Below are 20525 nucleotides of genomic sequence, written 5' to 3' on the forward strand. Positions count from 1 at the left end.
TAGCTGTTACGGATTAATATTCCGGACTACTATCTATATTATTGTGATGAGGGTTGAAGAAGGCTACGAAAAGCTTTTGCGGTCGGAGATGTTTTAGACGCAGAAGCTTTTCATGTTTTCAGAAAGGTAGATTGGAAATCGGGGGGAGAGCCATGGGCGGAGCTGAAGAAAAGAGAAAGCGGCTGGAGCTGCTAATGAAGCAGGTTGTAATGCCGGCGGGAGTGGTGGATCCTTATTTTTTGGACGGTTGGATCGATCAGGTTGAGATTAGCCGTACCAACAAGGATTGGAATATCACTATTGCCAAGGAGACACTGGTCCCCGCTCAGGTGTATCGTACGTTCTGTATTCAAGTACAGGAAAAAATGAGTCATATCGCTAAAATCACATTCCGCTTTCAGTACAGTGAGCAGGTACAACCTGGTGATATTATCGGTGAATACTGGAAGCTTTTTTTAGAGTGGGTGCACCGTGAAATTCCATCTGTTAACGGTTGGATGAACCGGGCTGTGCATGAGTGGGAAGACGGTCTATTATTACTAACAATGAGCGATAGTATGTCATTGGAACTAGCGCGTAAAAAGCAGATAGATCAAGCTATTATTAAGTTTTACGATAAATATTTCGGGCTCTCTATGCGTATTAAAGTTCAGGTGGGTGAAAGTAACCAGGAGGTATTACAGGAATTCCAGGAAAAGAAAATGCAGGAAGAACGCGAAGTCATTCAGCAGATGATGGAAAGTATGGAAGCTGAAATGCCACCTTTGGAAGAAGAAGAAGGGGACGTGCGGCTTCAATTTGGTTATGACATCAAAGAACCCGCTATTCCGATGCAAGAGATTCAGGACGAAGAGAAGAAAGTCACCCTACAAGGAACAATCTTCGGTTTGGACAGTAAAGAATTGCGCAATGGCAGTACGTTGTTTACGTATTATTTGACAGACTTTAGTGATTCCTTGCAAATGAAAATGTTTGCTAAAACTAAAGAAGATCTAAAAATTCTCAGTCTGTTGGCTAACGGTAAATGGGTCAAAGTGCGGGGACGAGTTGAATATGACCGTTTTATGCAAATTCCTGAGTTGGTTATGATTCCTTCCGATCTAGTTGAAGTACAGGCCCCACCCGGACGTAAGGATAATGCAGCGGAAAAACGGGTTGAGTTTCATCTACACACAAAGATGAGCGCAATGGATGCTGTCGCCTCGATTGATCAATATGTCAAAACAGCCGCCAAATGGGGGCACAAAGCGATTGCGGTCACAGATCATGGCGGTGTGCAATGCTACCCTGATGCTGCTAAGGCTGCAAAGAAGAACGGCATTAAAATGATCTACGGCATTGAGGCCAATGTAGTTAATGATGCTGTCGAGGTTGTAATGCAGGCACAGCCTTTAAATTTGAAAACAGCGACTTATGTCGTTTTTGATATTGAAACCACCGGTTTGTCAGTTACACAAAATAAAATCATTGAGATTGCTGCTGTTAAAATGCATGAGGGTAAGGAAATTGATCGTTATGCAACCTTTGTCAATCCGCATGAACGTATACCCTACAACATTCAGCAACTGACCAACATTAATGATGAAATGGTCAAGGATGCGCCGGATGTCGAACCTGTTATGAAGGAGTTCGTAGCTTTTGCTGGTGATGCTGTATTGGTTGCTCATAATGCGCGGTTTGATGTCGGCTTTATCCAGGCCACTCTTCGAAAGATGGGTTTGCCCGAAATGACCAATCCGGTGCTGGATACGCTGGAACTGGCTCGTTTGCTGTTTCCTACGTTGAAAAATCACCGTCTGAACACACTGACTACTAAATATAAAGTCGCGTTGGAAAGCCATCACCGGGCTATTGATGATACAGTTGCGTTGGCAGAAGTGTTAAACGGACTACTAAACGATGCAGAGCAAATTAAGGGTTTTAAAATGCTCGACCGCTTGAATGATTATGTGGGAAAGGACCTATCGACTGTTCGTCCTTTCCACTGCTGCATTTATGCTCTCAATCCGGTTGGTAAAAAAAATCTGTACAAGCTGGTTTCTATGTCTCATACCGAATATTTCAAGCGTGTGCCTTGTATTCCTAAATCGAAATTGTCTGAGATGAGAGACGGATTGCTTATTATTTCTGGCTGCGAAAAAGGAGAATTCTTCGAGGCCGTATTAAACAAGTCCGAGGAAGAAGCCGAGGAGATTGCACAGTTTTATGATGTGTTGGAGATTCAACCTTTGACGATGTATATGCATCTGGTGGAAAAGCAACTGGTAAGCGGGCCTGATGCACTAAAAACGGCCATACGTAAAGTATGCGAAATAGGAAAACGTCTTGACAAGCCCGTGATTGCTACAGGCAATGTTCACTATTTGGAAACTCGCGATAAGCTGTACCGTGATATTACCATTCACGGCATTACTGGATTTAGTCCGCTAAAGGATATCCGAAAGCCAGATGCTCATTTACGTACAACGGATGAAATGCTGGCAGAGTTCGAGTTTTTGGGCGAGGAAAAAGCGTATGAAGTTGTTGTGACAAATACTAGCGAGCTGGCAGAGCGTTTTGAAGAACTGGAACTGTTCCCTGACAAGCTTTTTACGCCCTTACTGGACGGAGCAGATGAGGAAATTCGCAATACATGCTATGAGACGGCTCGATCCATTTATGGTGAATCCTTACCTGAGGTTGTTGTAGCTCGCCTTGAAAAAGAATTGGAACCTATTATTAAATACGGTTTCTCCGCTAACTATCTCATTTCTGAACGTCTGGTTAAAAAATCTAACCAGGATGGATACTTGGTAGGTTCACGGGGGTCTGTTGGTTCTTCTGTAGTTGCTACTTTTCTCGGTATTTCTGAGGTAAATCCGCTGCCCGCCCATTATATTTGCGGTAATTCTGACTGTAAACACAGCGAATGGTTTTTGGATGGAAGTGTTCCAAGCGGTTTTGACTTGCCAGATAAAAACTGTCCAAATTGCGGTGGCAAGCTCAAGGGTGAGGGGCAAGATATACCTTTTGAAACGTTCCTCGGTTTTAAAGGAGATAAAGTTCCCGATATTGACTTGAACTTCTCTGGTGAATATCAACCTGTTGCCCATAATTATACGAAAGTATTGTTTGGTGAAAAAAGCGTTTTCCGTGCAGGAACTATTGGTACAGTAGCTGAGAAAACGGCGTTTGGATTTGCCAAAAAATATGAAGAGGCACATCATAAAAAATGGCGCGGAGCCGAGCTGAACAGGCTGGCTTCTGGTTGTACGGGTGTAAAACGTAGTACCGGACAGCATCCGGGTGGGATCGTTGTTGTTCCTGATTATATTGAGGTCGAGGACATTACACCAGTCCAGTATCCGGCTGATGATACGAGCTCGGAATGGAAAACGACGCATTTTGATTATCACGCTTTTGATGCGAACTTACTCAAGCTCGATATTCTGGGCCATGATGATCCGACCATGATGAGAATGCTTCAGGATTTGACCGGGGTTGACCCTACGACCATTCCAATGAATGACCCCAAGGTGATGAGCATGTTCAACTCCACGGAGGCACTCGGTGTAACACCGCAGCAAATCCGCACGCCTGTTGCCACCTATGGTGTACCAGAGATGGGGACCAAATTTGTACGCCAGATGCTGGTAGAGTCGCAGCCGAGTTCTTTTGCCGATTTACTGCAAATATCCGGTTTGTCTCACGGTACGGGTGTATGGCTGGGGAACGCACAAGAGTTGATTAAAAATAATACATGTAACATCAAGACCGTAATTGGTTGTCGGGATGATATTATGCTGTTTTTGATTTACAAGGCGGGGATGGATGCAGGTCTGGCCTTTAAAATTACGGAGAGCGTACGTAAAGGTAAAGGGCTTAGTGCCGAATGGATTGAAGAAATGAAAAAATGCAAGGTGCCGCAGTGGTACATTGATTCCTGTCTTAAAATCCAGTACATGTTTCCGAAGGCGCATGCTGCAGCCTATGTTATTTCAGCAGTGCGTACAGCGTATTTCAAGCTGTATCATCCGATCGAGTATTATGCAACTTACTTCTCAGTACGTGCGGCCGATTTTGATATTGATCTGTGCTGTCAAGGGTATGATGCGATTGCACGGAAGATTGTCGAAATTGAGCAGCTTGGTTTTCAGGCTCCACCTAAAGAAAAAGGGATGCTTCCAATTCTGGAGATGGCTTTGGAAATGACGGCTCGCGGGTTTAGTTTTAAATCTATTGATTTGTACCGTTCCGAAGCTACTCGTTTCAAAGTGGACGGGGACTCGCTCATTCCTCCGTTCGGAGCTCTTCAGGGTATTGGAGATAATGCAGCACGTAACATCGCAGCGGCCCGTGAACAGGGTGAATTTTTGTCCGTTGAGGATTTTCAACAGAAATCGAAGGCTAGTAAAACCATTGTCGAAATGCTGTCCCAAATGGGTTGCTTTCGAGGTCTGCCAGAGAGTAATCAGCTGTCTCTGTTTTAATCTGAACCACAGTAGTCAAGCTCTGGCACTTGTCACATAACTACGGTTATGTTATAATTTTTTTGGTAATCATGGAGATAAAACCGTTGCTAAAAGAGTGGGGAAACCCACTCTTTACTGTTTGATATACAGGTACAACGTGAAAAAAGGTTATTTTTGGGCAGGCAACCGGTACGCCGGTTTATTTGCAGTGAGCCCAAAATGAACATTACATCAAATGAAAATGAAAATGCCGGTGATGGAGAAGCATTGCCCACAGTAAGAGGGTATCTCTTTTTCACCACAGGAAAGTTCACTTTTGGAGGTTATAATCTTTGAGCACACCAAAGATCAAATCAGTAGTAGAAGAAATGGCCCAACCTTACCTCGATGAGCATGGTTTTGAACTGGTCGATGTCGAGTATGTCAAAGAGGGTAGCAATTGGTTTCTTCGCGTTTTTGTAGATAAAGACGGAGGAATTGATCTGGACGACTGTAGTATGATCAGTGAATATTTGGGTCAAAAGCTGGATGAAAATGACCCTGTTTCTACAGCATATTTTCTGGAAGTGTCTTCACCAGGCGCCGAAAGACCGCTGAAAAAAGCGGAGGATGTCACTAAAGCGGTAGGCAAAAACGTATTCGTTACTACATACGAGCCGATTAACGGTCTGAAGGAATTCGAAGGCCGTTTGCTTTCTTTTGAAGATGGGGAACTTACCGTCCAAAGCGGACAAAAGAAGCATACCATACCTTATGACAAGGTAGCTGGTGCAAGGCTCGCGATCATATTTTAATTCAGATTTGATTGTTGCTGTTTGACATGTACTACATGTTTTTTGCCTCGTGTGCCGACCAGTACGCAGGTGCCATCATTTGAAAGGGGGAGCAGTAATCCATGAGTATGGATTTTATTGAAGCAATGAACGAGTTGGAAAGAGAAAAGGGGATCAGTAAGGACGTGCTGTTTGAGGCCATTGAAGCAGCCCTGATTTCCAGCTACAAACGGAATTTCAATACCGCACAAAACGTGCGTGTTGATATGAACCGCAACTCGGGAGTCATTAAGGTATATGCCCGCAAGCTGATTGTTGAGGAGGTATTGGACCCTCGCACCGAGATTTCGTTGCCAGCAGCCCGTGAGATCAACCCACATTTTCAGTTGGAGGATATCGCTGAAATTGAAGTCACACCACGTGATTTTGGACGGATTGCTGCACAAACAGCGAAGCAGGTTGTGACTCAGCGCATTCGCGAAGCGGAACGGGGATTGATCTACAACAAGTTTGTGGACAAGGAAGAGGATATTGTAACAGGAACTGTACAGCGCCAAGACCCACGTAATATTTATATTGATCTTGGCAAGGTGGAAGCAGTTCTTCCGTTGAGCGAACTGATGCCTAATGAGAAATTTAACCATTTGGATCGGATTAAGGCTTATATTACCAAGGTGGAGAACACAACCAAAGGACCGCAAATTATGCTGTCCCGATCACATCCGGGTCTGCTTAAGCGTTTGTTCGAACTCGAAGTACCTGAAATTTTTGACGGTGTTGTAGAGATTCGTTCCGTAGCGCGTGAAGCAGGCTTCCGTTCTAAGATCGCAGTTCATTCTCGTAACGCCGAGGTTGATCCGGTAGGTTCTTGTGTGGGACCAAGAGGAACGCGGGTGCAGACCATTGTAAACGAGCTGCGTGGCGAAAAAATCGACATTGTACGCTATTCTGATAATGTTGATGAATACGTGGCTAATGCTTTGAGTCCGTCCAAGGTGCTTGAAGTACAGGTATTTGAAGAAGAGAAAATGGCTCGCGTTATAGTACCTGATTATCAACTTTCTCTAGCTATTGGTATCAAAGGGCAAAATGCTCGCCTTGCTGCTAAGCTTACTGGCTGGAAAATTGATATTAAGAGTGAAACACAGGCGGAGGAAGAGCTCGGCAGACCGAGAACATCCACCGATGAAATGCATCAGGATTCCGTTTCTGTAGATTAAGCGGAGTGTAGGGGGGTTAATGCATGAAACAGAGAAAGATACCTTTGCGCAAATGTGTCGCCTGTCATGAAATGATGCCAAAGAAACAGTTAATCCGTGTCGTCAAAACCCCTGAAGACGAAGTGTTGATTGACTTGACTGGCAAAAAGTCGGGACGCGGCGCTTACTTGTGCGGCAAAGCCGCCTGCTTCAAGCTGGCTCAAAAGAGCAAGGCACTGGATCGAGCATTGAAGCACTCGGTCCATCCTGATATTTATGAGCAGCTAAGTCGTGATTTTGCTGCCGTCGAGGAAGAATTCCTGGCGGCACAAGGCAGCGTGCAGGATGAATAAGGCGCTGTCTGGATTGGGGCTTGCCATGAGAGCTGGCAAGCTGCTAACAGGTGATGAGATCGTTTATAAAGCGATCAGGTCTTCAGAAGCCAAGCTGGTCATTCTTGCGAAAGATGCTTCAATGAATACTCAAAAGAAATTCCGCGACAAATGCGGGACGTACAAAATCCCCTTATTGATAGGATTTGACCGGGAAAGCTTGGGAAGCAGCATCGGCAAACCTGAACGGGTCGTGCTGGCTGTGACGGATCAAGGATTCGCGAAATTGATCATGAAACATGCGGGGATAATGTCGGAGGTGGAGTATATTGAGTAAACAAGAAAGCAAAGACAAAGTGCGGGTATACGAATACGCCAAATCGTTGAACATGAGCAGCAAAGAAATTATCACCATTCTTAAACGGCTGGATATTCCCGTAAACAACCATATGAGCGTCATGGAACATGATGCCGTAGGTAAAGTGGAAAACTTTTTTAAGAATATTAAATCCAATGCTGCGGTCAAGCAAGGCGAAGCAGGCACGGCGCAAGTAAGCTCGAATCAGACCGGTTCAAGCCAGAATAGTAATCATTCAACGGAGCAAACCAAAAATCAACAGGAAAAGCAGGTAAGTATGAATAGGACAAACAACAACCAAAACAGTAACCGAAGCAGCGCTCCAAAAGCGCAAAGCAGTCAGCAGGGCGGTCAAAACCGCAGTCAACAAGGTTCTAGTAGACCAAGCGGCCAGCAGGGCACTCAGAACCGCAGTAATGGTCAACAGCAGGGAGGACAACAGCGTACCGGTAGCAATAACACAGGTTCGCGTCCTCAGGGAAGCAGCCAGGGTGGTGCGGCAGTAAGAACTTCTTCTTCCGCAGGAAGCAACAATTCCAACCGCAGTGGTGGCAACCGTACAGGTGGTAACTCCAACAACAGCGGTAACCGTTTCGGTCAAGGACGTTTTGACGATAACCGTCAAGGCGGAGGACGGGGTGGTAACGGTGGCCGTGGAGGCAACAACCGCGGTGGAAACAATCGTGGCGGCAAATTCAACAACCGTGGTAAAGGTCAACAACAGGAGCGTCGCGAGAAAATCGACAACACGCCTAAGAAAATTATTGTGCGTGGTGAGATGACTGTAGGTGAAACAGCCAAGCTTCTTCATAAGGATGCGTCAGAAGTCATCAAGAAGCTGATTATGCTCGGAACAATGGCGACCATCAACCAAGAACTGGATATGGATACTATTCTCTTGCTTGCTGGTGACTTTGGCGTCGAGGTAGAAGTGAAAATCCCAGTGGAAGAAGATCGTTTTGAAACTGTGGAAGAAAATGATGATCCAGCGGATTTGAGAACACGTCCACCGGTTGTAACCATTATGGGTCACGTCGATCATGGTAAAACAACTTTGCTGGATGCCATTCGCTCCACAAATGTAACAGGTGGCGAAGCTGGTGGTATTACACAGCACATTGGTGCATACCAAGTTGAAATTAACAGCAAAAAAATCACTTTCTTAGATACACCGGGTCACGAAGCCTTTACCGCTATGCGTGCACGTGGTGCTCAAGTAACAGATATGACGATTATTGTGGTTGCAGCTGATGACGGTGTTATGCCACAAACGGTTGAAGCCATTAGCCATGCAAAAGCAGCAGGTCTACCAATAATCGTTGCTGTAAACAAGATCGACAAACCGGATGCCAACCCGGACAAAGTAAAGCAGGAACTTACAGAATATGAATTGGTGCCCGAAGAGTGGGGCGGCGATACAATTTTCGTCAACGTTTCCGCTAAACAAAGAATGGGTCTGGAAGACTTGCTCGAAATGATCCTGCTCGTAGCTGAAGTGAATGAGTACAAAGCGAACCCTGATAAACGGGCACGTGGTACTATTATTGAGGCTGAGCTGGATAAAGGTCGCGGTTCTGTAGCCCGTATTCTCGTTCAAAACGGGACACTGAAAGTCGGCGACGCATTCGTAGCAGGTAACTGCTTCGGACGTGTACGTGCCATGGTCAACGATAAAGGCCGTCGTCTTAAGGAAGCAGGTCCTTCCACACCAGTTGAAATTACTGGTTTGACAGAAGTTCCACTTGCAGGCGATCCGTTCATGGTGTTCGAGGATGAGCGTAAAGCTCGTGCTATCGCTGATAAACGTGCGATTACACAACGTCAATCCGATCTGGGCAGTAATACCCGCGTAACGCTGGATGACCTGTTCCAACACATCAAGGATGGCGAGATGAAGGATCTGAATGTCATTATTAAGGGTGACGTACAAGGTTCTGTCGAAGCGCTGAAAGGCTCCTTGAACAAGATTGAAGTTGAAGGTGTACGCGTCAAAATCCTTCACAGTGGTGCAGGTGCAATCACCGAATCCGATATTATTTTGGCTGCGGCATCCAATGCCATTGTTATTGGCTTTAACGTTCGTCCTGATAATCAGGCGAAATCTACAGCAGAAGCTGAAAAAGTGGACATTCGTCTACATCGAGTCATTTACAATGTCATTGAAGAAATCGAGCAGGCTATGAAAGGCATGCTGGACCCTGAATATAAAGAAAATGTGATTGGTCACGCTGAAGTTCGTAACGTGTTTAAAGTTACTAAAGTCGGTACGATTGCTGGTTGTATGGTAACGTCTGGTAAAATTACTCGTTCAGCAGAAGCACGTCTGATCCGTGACGGTATCGTTATTTTTGAAGGTAAAATCGACTCACTGAAACGCTTTAAGGACGACGCAAAAGAAGTTGCCCAAGGTTACGAATGTGGTATCACCCTTGATGGTTATAATGATGTTAAGGAATCCGACATTATTGAAGCGTTCGTCATGGAAACAGTGGAGCGCTAACGGCAGAGAGGTGAGCACCCATGGCTAAAATACGTACAGGTCGAGTTGGCGAACAGATTAAGAAAGAACTAAGCCTACTCATACAGACCGAATTAAAAGACCCACGTATCGGTTTTATTACGGTGACTGGTGTCGATGTCACAAACGATTTGTCCCAAGCGAAAGTATACTTGAGCGTACTTGGAGATGAAGAACAAAAAACTTCTTCTCTAAAGGCGCTGGACAAAGCGAACGGTTATCTTCGTTCTGAACTTGGCAAACGGATACGGCTTCGCCATATTCCTGAGCTGATTTTCAAAATTGACGAATCTATTGCTTATGGCAGCCGAATTGAAAAGCTGTTGAGTGATATCGACAAGGATGAGAAATAGGGATTTTTGTTAGTCTGAAGACCATGAACTGAATGTAAAGGAGACGGCAATGCATACCTATGAACAGGCGCTTCAACAAGCGAAGGAATTTATTCTGGAGCATGATGATTACCTGATCGTATCGCATGTACAGCCGGACGGAGACGCAGTCAGCTCCACCGTAACGGTGGGCTGGCTTCTCTCATGTCTGGGGAAGAAATTTACCATGCTGAATGAGGGACCTATTCCTAAACGCATGGATTTTTTATGGCATGCCGATGAGATTATGGATATGAGTCAACAACCGCCAGAACGGAAATACAACCGAATCATTTGTGTAGATTGTGCGGATTACCGTCGTGTTGGTTTGACAGAGCAGTTTTTTACGGAAGATGCCATTATTCTGAATATTGATCATCATCCAACGAACGACGCTTATGGTGCGATTAATGTGATTAAGTCAGATGCTGCGGCAACAGCGGAAATTCTTTTTGATTTATTGGAAAAGTTTGCAGTAACTTGGGATGTAGAAGTAGCAACAGCTGTATATACAGGGTTGTTAACGGATACGGGAGGCTTCCGCTACTCCAACACTTCACCGAAAGTGATGTCTACGGTATCACAACTACTTGCTTATGGTGTTGATGGCCCATTTTTGTCCGAGAAATTGCTCGAGGAAATGACATTTCCCCAAATGAAAGTCCTGACCAAAGCATTGCAAACGCTCACGATGTCAGAGGATGGTAAAGTTGCTTGGGTCGTTGTAACACCTGATGATATGACGGAATGCGGTGCTGTAAATGAGGACTTGGAAGGTATCGTGAATTATCCAAGAAATATTCGTGGGGTTGAAGTAGGCATTTTCTTTAAAGTTATTAATGATCAAGCGACCAAGGCAAGTTTGAGATCGGCAGGGAATGTTGATGTAGCTGCGCTCGCTCAATCGTTCGGGGGCGGTGGTCATGTACGTGCGGCTGGCTGTCGGCTAGAGGGTAAGCTGGAAGATATCATTGAGACCGTTGTAGGGCGGGTGAAGTCTGAGCTATGAACCCAATAAAGAAGGGACAGGCAACTTGGGAAGGTGTGCTACCTGTCTATAAACCTGTTGGATTTACCTCTCACGATGTCGTGGCCAAGGCTCGCCGTTTATTGGGGATGAAGCGAATCGGACATACTGGGACGCTAGATCCGCAGGTAACTGGTGTTCTGCCCTTGTGTCTGGGACGCGCCACCCGAGTGGTGGAGTATATGCAAGAGCGGCCCAAGGAATACCGGGCTACACTGCGCTTAGGCATTGCCACTGATACCGAAGACCTGACTGGGACAATTACAGAAGAGAGCGAACGTCCGGTTGAGGTTACCGAAATGGAAGCCAAAGCGGTTCTGGAACGTTTCGTTGGTACGATCTCCCAAGTCCCACCCATGTACTCTGCTCTCAAAGTAGATGGAAAACGTCTATACGAGCTAGCTCGAGAAGGCAAAACTGTGGAGCGTAAAAGCCGTGAAGTGAGCATTTATGAGCTGGAAATGACGGGATTTGCGAAGATGGGGCCGCATGTGGATATTTCTTTTCGTGCTTTGTGCTCCAAAGGTACTTATATCCGTACACTATGTGTTGATATTGGCCGTGAATTGGGATATCCTTCAACAATGGTTAAGCTGGAGCGAACGATGTCTGCGGGAATTTCTGCGGAACATTGTTTAACATTTGAAGAAATTGAGCGCTATGTAGCCGATGGTAGCCTGGGTGAGCGGCTTATCGCCACCGATAAAGCGATTGACTATATGTCTGAGCATACAGTGGCTGAAGCTAAGGCAGCTGCAGCTCTGCAAGGCCAACGCCTGTCGCTGAGTATGATCACACCACCAGTGACAGACAACCAACCTTTCCGATTATATAAAGAGGATAAAACGTTTTTAGGCATATATGGACGGGATGAATCAGGTGCAATCGCCCCAATTAAAGTTTTTTTAAGTTTATAGAATTTATAAAATTACAGCGGTGCTGAACCATTCTATAAACGCCAGAAATCTTCCCCAAGACACGGCTTGGCTTCCGTGAAATTATGCTGATAGACGTTTTTCACCTTGAATTGTGCTATAATTTTTGACGAAGTTAGTCAAATGATGTGAAATGCAGGTGAATGAATATGATTACCGTATCGTTATCTTATCCTTTGAGTGATGAGTTATTGCAGCAATGGGGACGTCCACAAGTCACGGCGATCGGCCAGTTCGACGGCCTTCATCTGGGACATGCAAGCGTAATACGTAAGGCTGTCGCGCTCGCTCATGAACAGAATGTGCCAGTATCTGTCATGACATTTCACCCTCATCCGAAGGAAGTCATGAAAAAAGGCGATTATGAAGGTTATTTAACACCGCTTGCGGATAAGCAGACTATTCTGTCCGATATGGGTGTGGATGTACTTTATATTTTAAGTTTTAACGAAGAGTTTTCCAAGGTTAGCCCGGAGGCTTTTATAACAGACGTGCTGCTTCCATTACAAATTCGAACGGCGGTAGTAGGTTTTGATTTTAGGTTTGGCCACCGGGGAGCCGGGCATGAGGATACACTTCGGAAGCTGGGAGGGGAGCTGATGTCTGTTTACACTGTACCACCGTTCGAACTGGATGGGGATAAGGTAAGCAGCTCCGGCATTCGCCGTGCTTTACAGACAGGGGATTTAGCACATGCGTCGCGCTGGTTGGGACGCCCTTATCGTATCCAGGGTACTGTGATGGATGGAGAGAAGCGCGGACGCACAATTGGTTTTCCGACAGCTAATCTCAAGCTGGATGATTCATATGTCATTCCAGTTAAGGGTGTGTACGCTGTACGGGCGCTCGTGGGTGATCATTGGATAAATGGTGTAATGAATGTAGGAGTTAAGCCTACGTTTCATGAAGGTGTGCTGAATCCGTCGTTTGAGGTACATCTTTTTGATTTTAATCAACAAATTTATGGGGAGCCTGTGCTTGTTGAGCTTCATCATTACATCCGTCCTGAACGCAAATTCTCTTCAGTGGATGAGCTGATCAGCCAAATTGGCAATGACGCACAAACGGCTAAAAAGCTGTTGGGCTAATTTATTTACATAAGACAGGCGCTGTGTTATACTGACTTATGTTGTGTAAACAACGATGAACCTTAGCTTGGTTGTCCGCTTTCACCGGCGGTTACGAGGCTAATGGCGATTATAATGAAGGAGGTGAACAGGATGGCATTGACTCAAGAGCGTAAACAGCAATTGATCGAGGAGTACAAAACTCATGAATCCGATACAGGATCACCTGAGGTACAAATCGCTATCCTTACTGAAAACATCGTCAACTTGCAAAGTCACTTTCGTTCGCACAAGAAAGACCATCACTCCCGCCGCGGGTTGTTGAAAATGGTCGGTCAGCGTCGTAAACTTTTGGCTTACCTGAAGAAGACTGATGTTAAACGTTACAGTGCGTTGATCGAGCGTCTCGGACTGCGTCGTTAATTTTCAGACATGTAATGAGAAAAGAAGCCTGGTTGTTCACCGCTTGTCCCTGCTAAGGCGACGGCGGACAGCAGCCGGGTTCTTTTTTGAAATGAGGAATCTTTTTTTGAATTACATATCCTATTTTGTCTGTGAGCTTCTTATGAATAAGACCTGCGCAGGAAATACTGGATGTGTATAGAACTTTTACAATGAAATGAAATGGAGGGATACCATGGAGCAACGCGTAGAAATGCAACTCGGCGGAAGAAAGCTGGTGCTTGAAACAGGACGTCTTGCAAAACAAGCCAATGCGGCAGTTAAGGTGAGTTACGGAGAAACAGTTGTGCTGTGTACTGTGACCGCTTCCCGTGAACCGAAAGATTTGGACTTTTTTCCGCTGACCGTGAACTATGAGGAAAGATTGTATGCTGTGGGGAAAATTCCTGGCGGATTTATTAAGCGTGAAGGACGCCCGAGTCAAAAGGCGATTTTATCCAGTCGTTTGACAGACCGTCCAATTCGCCCATTGTTCCCTGAAGGTTTCCGTAATGATGTGCAGGTGTTAAACCTAGTCATGAGTGTTGATCAGGATTGTGAACCTGAAATTGCAGCCATGATTGGAACCTCGGCAGCACTCAGTATTTCGGATGTTCCTTTTAACGGTCCAATTGGCGGGGTTGCTGTAGGTCGTGTAAACGGACAATTTGTAATTAATCCAGATATTGCACAGCAGAACGCGAGCGATCTGTATCTCGTTGTAGCTGGAACAAAAGATGCCATTATGATGGTAGAAGCAGAAGGCGATGAGATTCCAGAGGAAGTTATGCTCGAAGCTATTATGTTCGGACATGATGAAATTAAGAACATTGTGGCAGTTATTGAACAATTGGTGCAAGTAGCAGGTAAAGAGAAAATGCAGGTTAAGCTGCATGCTGTTGATGAAAAAGTGAACAGTGAAGTACGTGCTTATGCAGCTGATCGTTTGGTGGAAGCTGTTAAAATTGCAGAAAAACATGCCCGTCAAGAGGCGATTGATGCCGTTAATGAAGAGACCGTTGCCCATTTTGAAGCACAATACATAGAGACACCTGAGCTTTTGAGTGATGTGAGCGAAGTTCTCTATGATATCGTTAAGGAAGAAGTCCGTCGTCTGATTACGCATGATAAAGTGCGTCCTGATGGTCGTAAGCTTGACGAAATTCGTCCAATTGAAAGTGACACTAGCATTTTGCCGCGTACGCACGGTTCAGGCTTATTTACACGCGGGCAAACGCAGGCGCTTAGCGTTTGTACTCTTGGTGCTCTAGGGGATGTACAAATTCTAGACGGTATTGATCTGGAAGAAACCAAACGCTTCATGCATCATTACAATTTCCCTCCATTCAGCGTAGGTGAGGCTCGTCCTTTGCGCGCGCCAGGTCGTCGTGAAATCGGACATGGTGCTCTTGGTGAGCGTGCGCTTTCCAAAGTAATTCCTTCCGAAACTGAATTTCCGTACACGATCCGTCTGGTTTCCGAAGTACTGGAATCGAATGGATCGACCTCACAAGCTAGTATTTGTGCAAGCACACTGGCTATGATGGATGCAGGTGTACCAATTAAAGCTCCAGTTGCAGGTGTGGCCATGGGATTGATTAAGGATGGAGATCATGTTTCCGTACTGACAGATATCCAAGGTATGGAAGATCATCTGGGCGATATGGACTTTAAAGTTGCTGGTACAGCGGAAGGCGTAACTGCCATTCAAATGGATATTAAAATTGACGGTATTGACCGCAATATTTTACAGGATGCGCTCAAGCAAGCCAGAGAAGGACGTTTGTTCATTCTTGGCAAAATGATGGAAGCGATCCAGAAGCCACGTGAGCAATTGTCTCCGTACGCTCCAAAAATTATGACAATGCACATTAACCCGGACAAAATCCGTGATGTTATTGGAGCTGGTGGTAAAATCATCAACAAGATCATCGAAGAAACCGGCGTGAAAATCGATATTGAACAAGATGGTCGTGTGTTCATCGCTTCTACAAATCAAGAGATGAATGAGAAGGCGCGTTCCATTATTGAAGGTATCGTAAAAGAAGTCGTGGTCGGCGAGATTTACATCGGTACAGTCAAACGAATTGAAAAATTCGGCGCATTTGTTGAAATTTTACCGGGTAAAGATGGTCTGGTTCATATTTCTCAACTGTCTACTGAGCGTGTAGCCAAAGTTGAAGATGTCATTGCTATTGGTGATACGATTACGGTGAAAGTAACTGAAATCGATCAGCAAGGTCGCGTCAATTTGTCCCGTAAGGCAGTACTGACGGCTGAAGCTCCTGCTAAGTCCTAGGTTGTGAGACCGCGAACTACTGTAATAGGGAGTCTATACGTTTGTACAGAATAAGGGATTTGAATAGCATAAATTAAGCTTTTGGAAAGAGGCAGAGCTACGTTTCTGGCTCTTTTTTCATACATATGCACAAGCTGCACCCAAGAGGGCTTCTATAGCTTACTACGTCATAGATCTTGTCCTCCCCGCATACAATGTGGACAAACGAGCGGGAGGATGAAGGAATGATGAGTAGGGTGAAACGAGCGGTGTGGGTGGTAGCCACTTTAGCCGTCACACTGGTAATCGGGCAGTTTAGCGGGGTTCGTGACTACGCTAGTCAATTACGCAATGGAAACGCTACAGGAGCCGAAGAGCTTGAAGCTACACCCACGATGGCGGTGGCAGCTTTGCCTGATAATGCGCTTATGCAGCGACTAAGGACAGAAGCAGCACGTCAGCGGAGAGAACCAGTTGATGCCAAGGTCGACAGGGTATGGAAGGCTATTCCAGGTTATAACGGACTGGAGGTCGATTTGGATGCTACCTATCGCAAAGCCATTGCAGCTCCAGATCGGCCTATTCAATATGTATATCGCCAATTGGCACCCAAAATACATTTAAATCAACTGGGGAATGTCCCAATTTACAGGGGCAATCCTGAAAAACCGATGGTATCCTTCATGATCAATGTAGCATGGGGGAATGAGTTTATCGTGCCTATACTGAATACATTGGATCAGGAGAAGGTTAAGGCTACATTTTTTCTTGATGGAAGTTGGCTGAAGAAAAATCCTGAACTCGCCAAGGAAATTCAAAGAAGAGGGCATGAGCTTTCAAATCATGCTTATTCTCATCCCAATATGAGTCGTTTGAGCCGAGCCAGAGCCGTACAAGAAATCGAAAAGACGGAAATGCTTCTTCAAGAAACTTTGGGTGTCAAAAATAATTGGTTTGCCCCTCCATCGGGGGATTTTAATCAACAAACAGTGGATATAGCCGCAGAGTATGGACTCAAAACTGTGTTGTGGACATTGGACACCGTAGATTGGAAACATCCGTCACCGGAATCGGTGGTTCATAAAATCAATAGTAAGGTTGAGTCAGGCTCCCTGATATTGATGCACCCAACAGATTCCTCGGCTGCTGCTCTCAAAGGTATGATTCATGCCATTCGTAGTAAAGGACTTGTGCTTGGAACTGTCAGTCAGACGCTTTCCCCTGATCGGCAGCTACCAGCTCCGGTTGAGTGAACGTCTTTTTTCTGTTAGGATTGAACATTATGGCAAAGTATGCAATTCAGTTTAGGAGGGCCAAGCGTGGAAAGAATTCAACTCAAAAACGGCCTAAGAGTGGTCATCGAAAAAATTCCAACCGTGCGTTCTGTTTCTTTCGGCATCTGGGTTAAAACCGGTTCCCGGAACGAAACACCGGACAATAGCGGTATTTCTCATTTTATTGAACACATGCTTTTCAAAGGAACAGAGCGTTTTAGTGCTAAAGAAATCGCTGAGCAATTCGATGCCATCGGAGGAAATGTTAATGCTTTCACTTCGAAGGAATATACGTGCTATTATGCGAAAGTGCTAGATGAGCATCTACCGATCGCAGTCGATGTACTGTCTGATATGTTCTTTAATTCCAAATTGGATCAGGAAGAGCTCGCAAGAGAGAAAAATGTGATTTTGGAGGAAATCTCCATGTACGAGGACACACCGGATGATATGGTGCACGATCTTGTATCTCGGGCGGCCTATGGCGAACACCCACTGGCTTATCCGATTCTCGGAACCGAAGATCACCTGCTAGCTATGGATAGCTCACATCTCAGTCATTATATGAAGGAGCACTATACAATCGACAATACAGTTATCAGTGTAGCTGGTAATGTTGACGATCGTCTTGTAGAATTGCTGGAGCAACATTTTGGGCATTTCGATAATCACGGAACCGTTTCGCCACTGACAGTACCTGCGTTTAACGGTCAGCTCTTGTACCATGAGAAAGCAACGGAGCAGAATCATATTTGTCTATCTCTGCCTGGATTTGCAATAGGCGACGATCTCCAGTATGCTATGGTTTTGCTGAATAACGCGATCGGCGGGGGCATGAGCTCACGTTTATTTCAGGAAATTCGTGAAAAACGCGGACTGGCTTATTCGGTCTATTCCTATCATAGCTCCCATGCCGATAGTGGAATGTTCACAATCTATGCAGGTACCGCTCCTAAGCAAACAAAGGATGTGCTCGATTTGACGCTGGAGCTGTTACGAGATGTGGCTATCAATGGTTTGGACGCTAATGAGCTTCGTAAAGGCAAGGAGCAGCTAAAAGGAAGTCTGATCTTAAGCCTTGAGAGTACGGGTAGCCGGATGAACCGTCTTGGAAAAAATGAGTTAATGTTGGGTCGGCATTATACGCTGGATCAAATGATCGAACACATCGAACAAGTGACGGCTGATGATGTGAACAAAGTGCTGGATCTGATGTTTTCGGAGCCGTTTGCTCTGTCAATGGTCGGAGCGAGCGATTCAGCGGTTAAGGATATGAGGAGGGACTATTTTGTTAACTTACGTTGAAATTAACAGACTCGGGGGCAATGAAGATATTGAGCTCCCTCGCAAAATGTCAGAGCTTGCATCGGGATTTGACTTGTATGCAGCAGTACAGGAGGATTTGGTTCTGGAACCTGGCAAACGTTGTCTCATTCCAACTGGATTTGCAATAGCTATGCCAGCAGGATTAGAGGCACAAATCCGTCCGCGTAGTGGACTGGCTCTCAAGCATGGTATTACTTGTCTTAACACGCCTGGAACGATTGATGCAGATTATCGTGGAGAGATTAAGGTGCTTCTTATCAATTTAGGCGAGGAACCGTTCACCATTACGCGCAATGAGCGAATTGCACAAATGGTATTTCAGGTTGTGCCTGAGGTGGAGTTAAAACAAGTAGACCATTTGTCTGAAACTGTACGCGGTGCTGGAGGCTTTGGTCATACAGGACGCTGAGTCTACGGTTCACTTGCATGCAGTGTAATACAATTGTCCATTTTGTAGGAAGCTTCAATATTACTCGCTTAAGAGTAAGCATACACATAAAAGTCGTTCCGTAGAGGGGCGGCTTTTTTGTGTTTTTTCACCCCTTCCCGGGCATCTGCATAGAATAAAAGCATATCGTGTCTCGGAAAGGAGTGATCCGGATGCTAACAGGAATGCGCATCGTTGTTTTGGGTGGCGATGCGAGGCAGCTTGAGGTAATCCGCAAATGTGTCGACATGGATGCTACTGTCACTGTGGTCGGCTTTGACAAGCTCGAAGTACCACTCAAAGGAGTTACATTAGAGCCATTGTCTGTCAAGCTGCTGGAATCGTCAGACGCACTGATTCTGCCAGTGGTGGGATGCGATGAGGAAGGCAACGTGAATGCACTTTTCGGAGCACAAAAGCTCCAGTTTCTGAATGAGCATGCTGCTGCTCTTCCACCGCATTGCGTTGTATATACAGGGATGGCGCGAGCGTACTTAAAAGAAATTTGTACCAGGCATGAATTGAAGCTGGTTGAGCTGCTGGAGAGAGATGATGTGGCCATATACAATTCTATACCTACAGCTGAAGGCGCACTGATGATGGCAATTCAGCATACTGATTTTACGATCCATGGTGCAGATTGTATGGTTCTAGGCATGGGACGGACTGGATTTACCATGGCAAGGGCACTACAGGGGTTGGGAGCCAAAGTGAAAGTTGGAGTACGGCGGGCGGAGGATGCAGCGAGAGCCGTGGAGATGGGTTGGAAGCCTTTTATGACAAGGGATTTAGCGAATGAGACAAAGGGAGTTGACTTGATTTTTAATACGATACCCTCTATGATTATCACAGCGCAAATTCTGTCTAAATTGCCACTGAGTACCGTGATTATAGATCTTGCTTCCGCCCCAGGCGGTTGTGATTTCCGGTATGCGGAAAAGCGTGGAATTACGGCTATGCTTGCCCCCGGTCTTCCCGGTATTGTTGCTCCCAAAACTGCTGGTACCATTATAGCGAATACGCTGGTGCAGTTGTTAATGGAAGATAATCCTGATCGGGGGGATGCACAATGAGTTGGCTAGGGAAAACGGTAGGTTATGCTATTACAGGCTCACATTGCACATTTGAAGAGGTAATGCCTGTTATACAGCGCTTTGTTGATGAGGGTGCGAAGGTCGTTCCCATTATATCCAATACCGTACTAACAACGGATACTCGCTTCGGTACTTCGCAAAGTTGGCAAAAACAGTTGAAAGATATAACAGGGAATGATATCATTTCTACAATTGTGGAGGCTGAGCCACTGGGACCCTCCCAAATGCTCGATGTGCTGGTGATTGCACCTTTGACGGGGAATTCGATGAGCAAGTTAGCAAATGCGATGACGGACAGTCCGGTTTTGATGGCTGCCAAGGCGCAATTACGCAACGGCCGTCCACTTCTTTTAGCCATATCTACTAATGATGGACTTGGTCTAAATGCTGCCAATATCGCCAAGTTACTAGTAGCCAAGAACATCTTTTTTGTGCCGTTCGGACAGGATAATCCAGTTAAAAAGCCGAACTCGCTTGTAGCCAATATGGAATTGATTCCGGAGGCTGCCTATGAAGCATTGCAGGGCAGGCAGATTCAGCCGATGATTGTGGAACGCAAGACCCCATGAAGTACTATAATTAACTGCTGAGCATCCCTCGCCTAGAAGATGATTCGATAATCCATCGGGTCTAATTTCTTGTTGGCGGTGGATG

At 45.6% G+C, this 20525-nt stretch carries 17 protein-coding genes; all 17 read left to right on the top strand.

Annotated features, from left to right (window positions below; genetic code table 11):
- Positions 1 to 152 precede the first annotated feature (152 nt).
- The 17 genes from MKX36_RS09580 to MKX36_RS09660 all read left to right on the top strand — a co-directional run bounded on the left by MKX36_RS09580 (position 153) and on the right by MKX36_RS09660 (position 20440).
- Positions 153 to 4469 (top strand): PolC-type DNA polymerase III, encoded by a 4317-nt coding sequence (locus MKX36_RS09580; protein ID WP_340864574.1) that lies wholly within the window; start codon positions 153 to 155, stop codon positions 4467 to 4469.
- Positions 4470 to 4783: 314 nt separating this feature from the next.
- Positions 4784 to 5245 carry a ribosome maturation factor RimP gene (rimP, locus tag MKX36_RS09585; RefSeq protein ID WP_013370719.1) on the top strand — a complete coding sequence of 154 codons (462 nt, stop codon included), beginning with the start codon at positions 4784 to 4786 and terminating at the stop codon, positions 5243 to 5245.
- Between the two features lie 101 nt (positions 5246 to 5346).
- Positions 5347 to 6444 carry a transcription termination factor NusA gene (gene nusA, locus MKX36_RS09590; protein WP_016820980.1) on the top strand — a complete coding sequence of 366 codons (1098 nt, stop codon included), beginning with the start codon at positions 5347 to 5349 and terminating at the stop codon, positions 6442 to 6444.
- A gap of 23 nt (positions 6445 to 6467) precedes the next feature.
- Entirely contained in the window at positions 6468 to 6776 is a 309-nt protein-coding gene (rnpM, locus tag MKX36_RS09595; RefSeq protein ID WP_007430067.1) for an RNase P modulator RnpM, read from the top strand.
- Entirely contained in the window at positions 6769 to 7092 is a 324-nt protein-coding gene (locus MKX36_RS09600) for a L7Ae/L30e/S12e/Gadd45 family ribosomal protein (protein ID WP_007430068.1), read from the top strand. Before rnpM ends, MKX36_RS09600 begins: the two co-directional genes overlap by 8 nt.
- Positions 7085 to 9613, top strand: coding sequence for a translation initiation factor IF-2 (infB, locus tag MKX36_RS09605; RefSeq protein WP_016820981.1), 2529 nt, complete (start codon positions 7085 to 7087; stop codon positions 9611 to 9613). The genes MKX36_RS09600 and infB overlap by 8 nt, the downstream gene beginning before the upstream one ends.
- 20 nt (positions 9614 to 9633) lie before the next feature.
- A complete protein-coding gene (rbfA, locus tag MKX36_RS09610) occupies positions 9634 to 9984 on the top strand; it encodes a 30S ribosome-binding factor RbfA (protein WP_013370723.1) in 351 nt (116 codons plus the stop codon).
- 49 nt (positions 9985 to 10033) lie between these two features.
- A complete protein-coding gene (locus tag MKX36_RS09615) occupies positions 10034 to 11011 on the top strand; it encodes a DHH family phosphoesterase (RefSeq protein ID WP_016820982.1) in 978 nt (325 codons plus the stop codon).
- Positions 11008 to 11946, top strand: coding sequence for a tRNA pseudouridine(55) synthase TruB (gene truB, locus MKX36_RS09620; RefSeq protein ID WP_340864575.1), 939 nt, complete (start codon positions 11008 to 11010; stop codon positions 11944 to 11946). The genes MKX36_RS09615 and truB overlap by 4 nt, the downstream gene beginning before the upstream one ends.
- Before the next feature lie 167 nt (positions 11947 to 12113).
- Positions 12114 to 13052, top strand: coding sequence for a bifunctional riboflavin kinase/FAD synthetase (locus MKX36_RS09625; RefSeq protein ID WP_016820984.1), 939 nt, complete (start codon positions 12114 to 12116; stop codon positions 13050 to 13052).
- A gap of 132 nt (positions 13053 to 13184) precedes the next feature.
- Positions 13185 to 13454: a 30S ribosomal protein S15 gene (rpsO, locus tag MKX36_RS09630; RefSeq protein ID WP_007430074.1), complete on the top strand. Its 270-nt coding sequence runs from the start codon at positions 13185 to 13187 to the stop codon at positions 13452 to 13454.
- Between the two features lie 214 nt (positions 13455 to 13668).
- A complete protein-coding gene (pnp, locus tag MKX36_RS09635) occupies positions 13669 to 15771 on the top strand; it encodes a polyribonucleotide nucleotidyltransferase (RefSeq protein WP_016820985.1) in 2103 nt (700 codons plus the stop codon).
- 224 nt (positions 15772 to 15995) lie between these two features.
- A complete protein-coding gene (locus MKX36_RS09640) occupies positions 15996 to 17003 on the top strand; it encodes a polysaccharide deacetylase family protein (protein WP_016820986.1) in 1008 nt (335 codons plus the stop codon).
- Between the two features lie 66 nt (positions 17004 to 17069).
- Positions 17070 to 18329, top strand: a complete 1260-nt coding sequence (locus MKX36_RS09645; RefSeq protein WP_257126947.1) for a M16 family metallopeptidase — start codon at positions 17070 to 17072, stop codon at positions 18327 to 18329.
- On the top strand, positions 18313 to 18759 hold the full coding sequence (gene dut / locus MKX36_RS09650; RefSeq protein WP_016820988.1) for a dUTP diphosphatase: 447 nt from the start codon (positions 18313 to 18315) through the stop codon (positions 18757 to 18759). The genes MKX36_RS09645 and dut overlap by 17 nt, the downstream gene beginning before the upstream one ends.
- A gap of 191 nt (positions 18760 to 18950) precedes the next feature.
- Entirely contained in the window at positions 18951 to 19850 is a 900-nt protein-coding gene (gene dpsA / locus MKX36_RS09655; RefSeq protein ID WP_016820989.1) for a dipicolinate synthase subunit DpsA, read from the top strand.
- On the top strand, positions 19847 to 20440 hold the full coding sequence (locus tag MKX36_RS09660) for a dipicolinate synthase subunit B (protein WP_257126948.1): 594 nt from the start codon (positions 19847 to 19849) through the stop codon (positions 20438 to 20440). The genes dpsA and MKX36_RS09660 overlap by 4 nt, the downstream gene beginning before the upstream one ends.
- The last annotated feature ends 85 nt before the right edge of the window (positions 20441 to 20525 follow it).

Origin of the sequence: Paenibacillus sp. FSL W8-0439, assembly GCF_038008995.1 — a bacterium.
GTDB lineage: Bacteria > Bacillota > Bacilli > Paenibacillales > Paenibacillaceae > Paenibacillus > Paenibacillus polymyxa.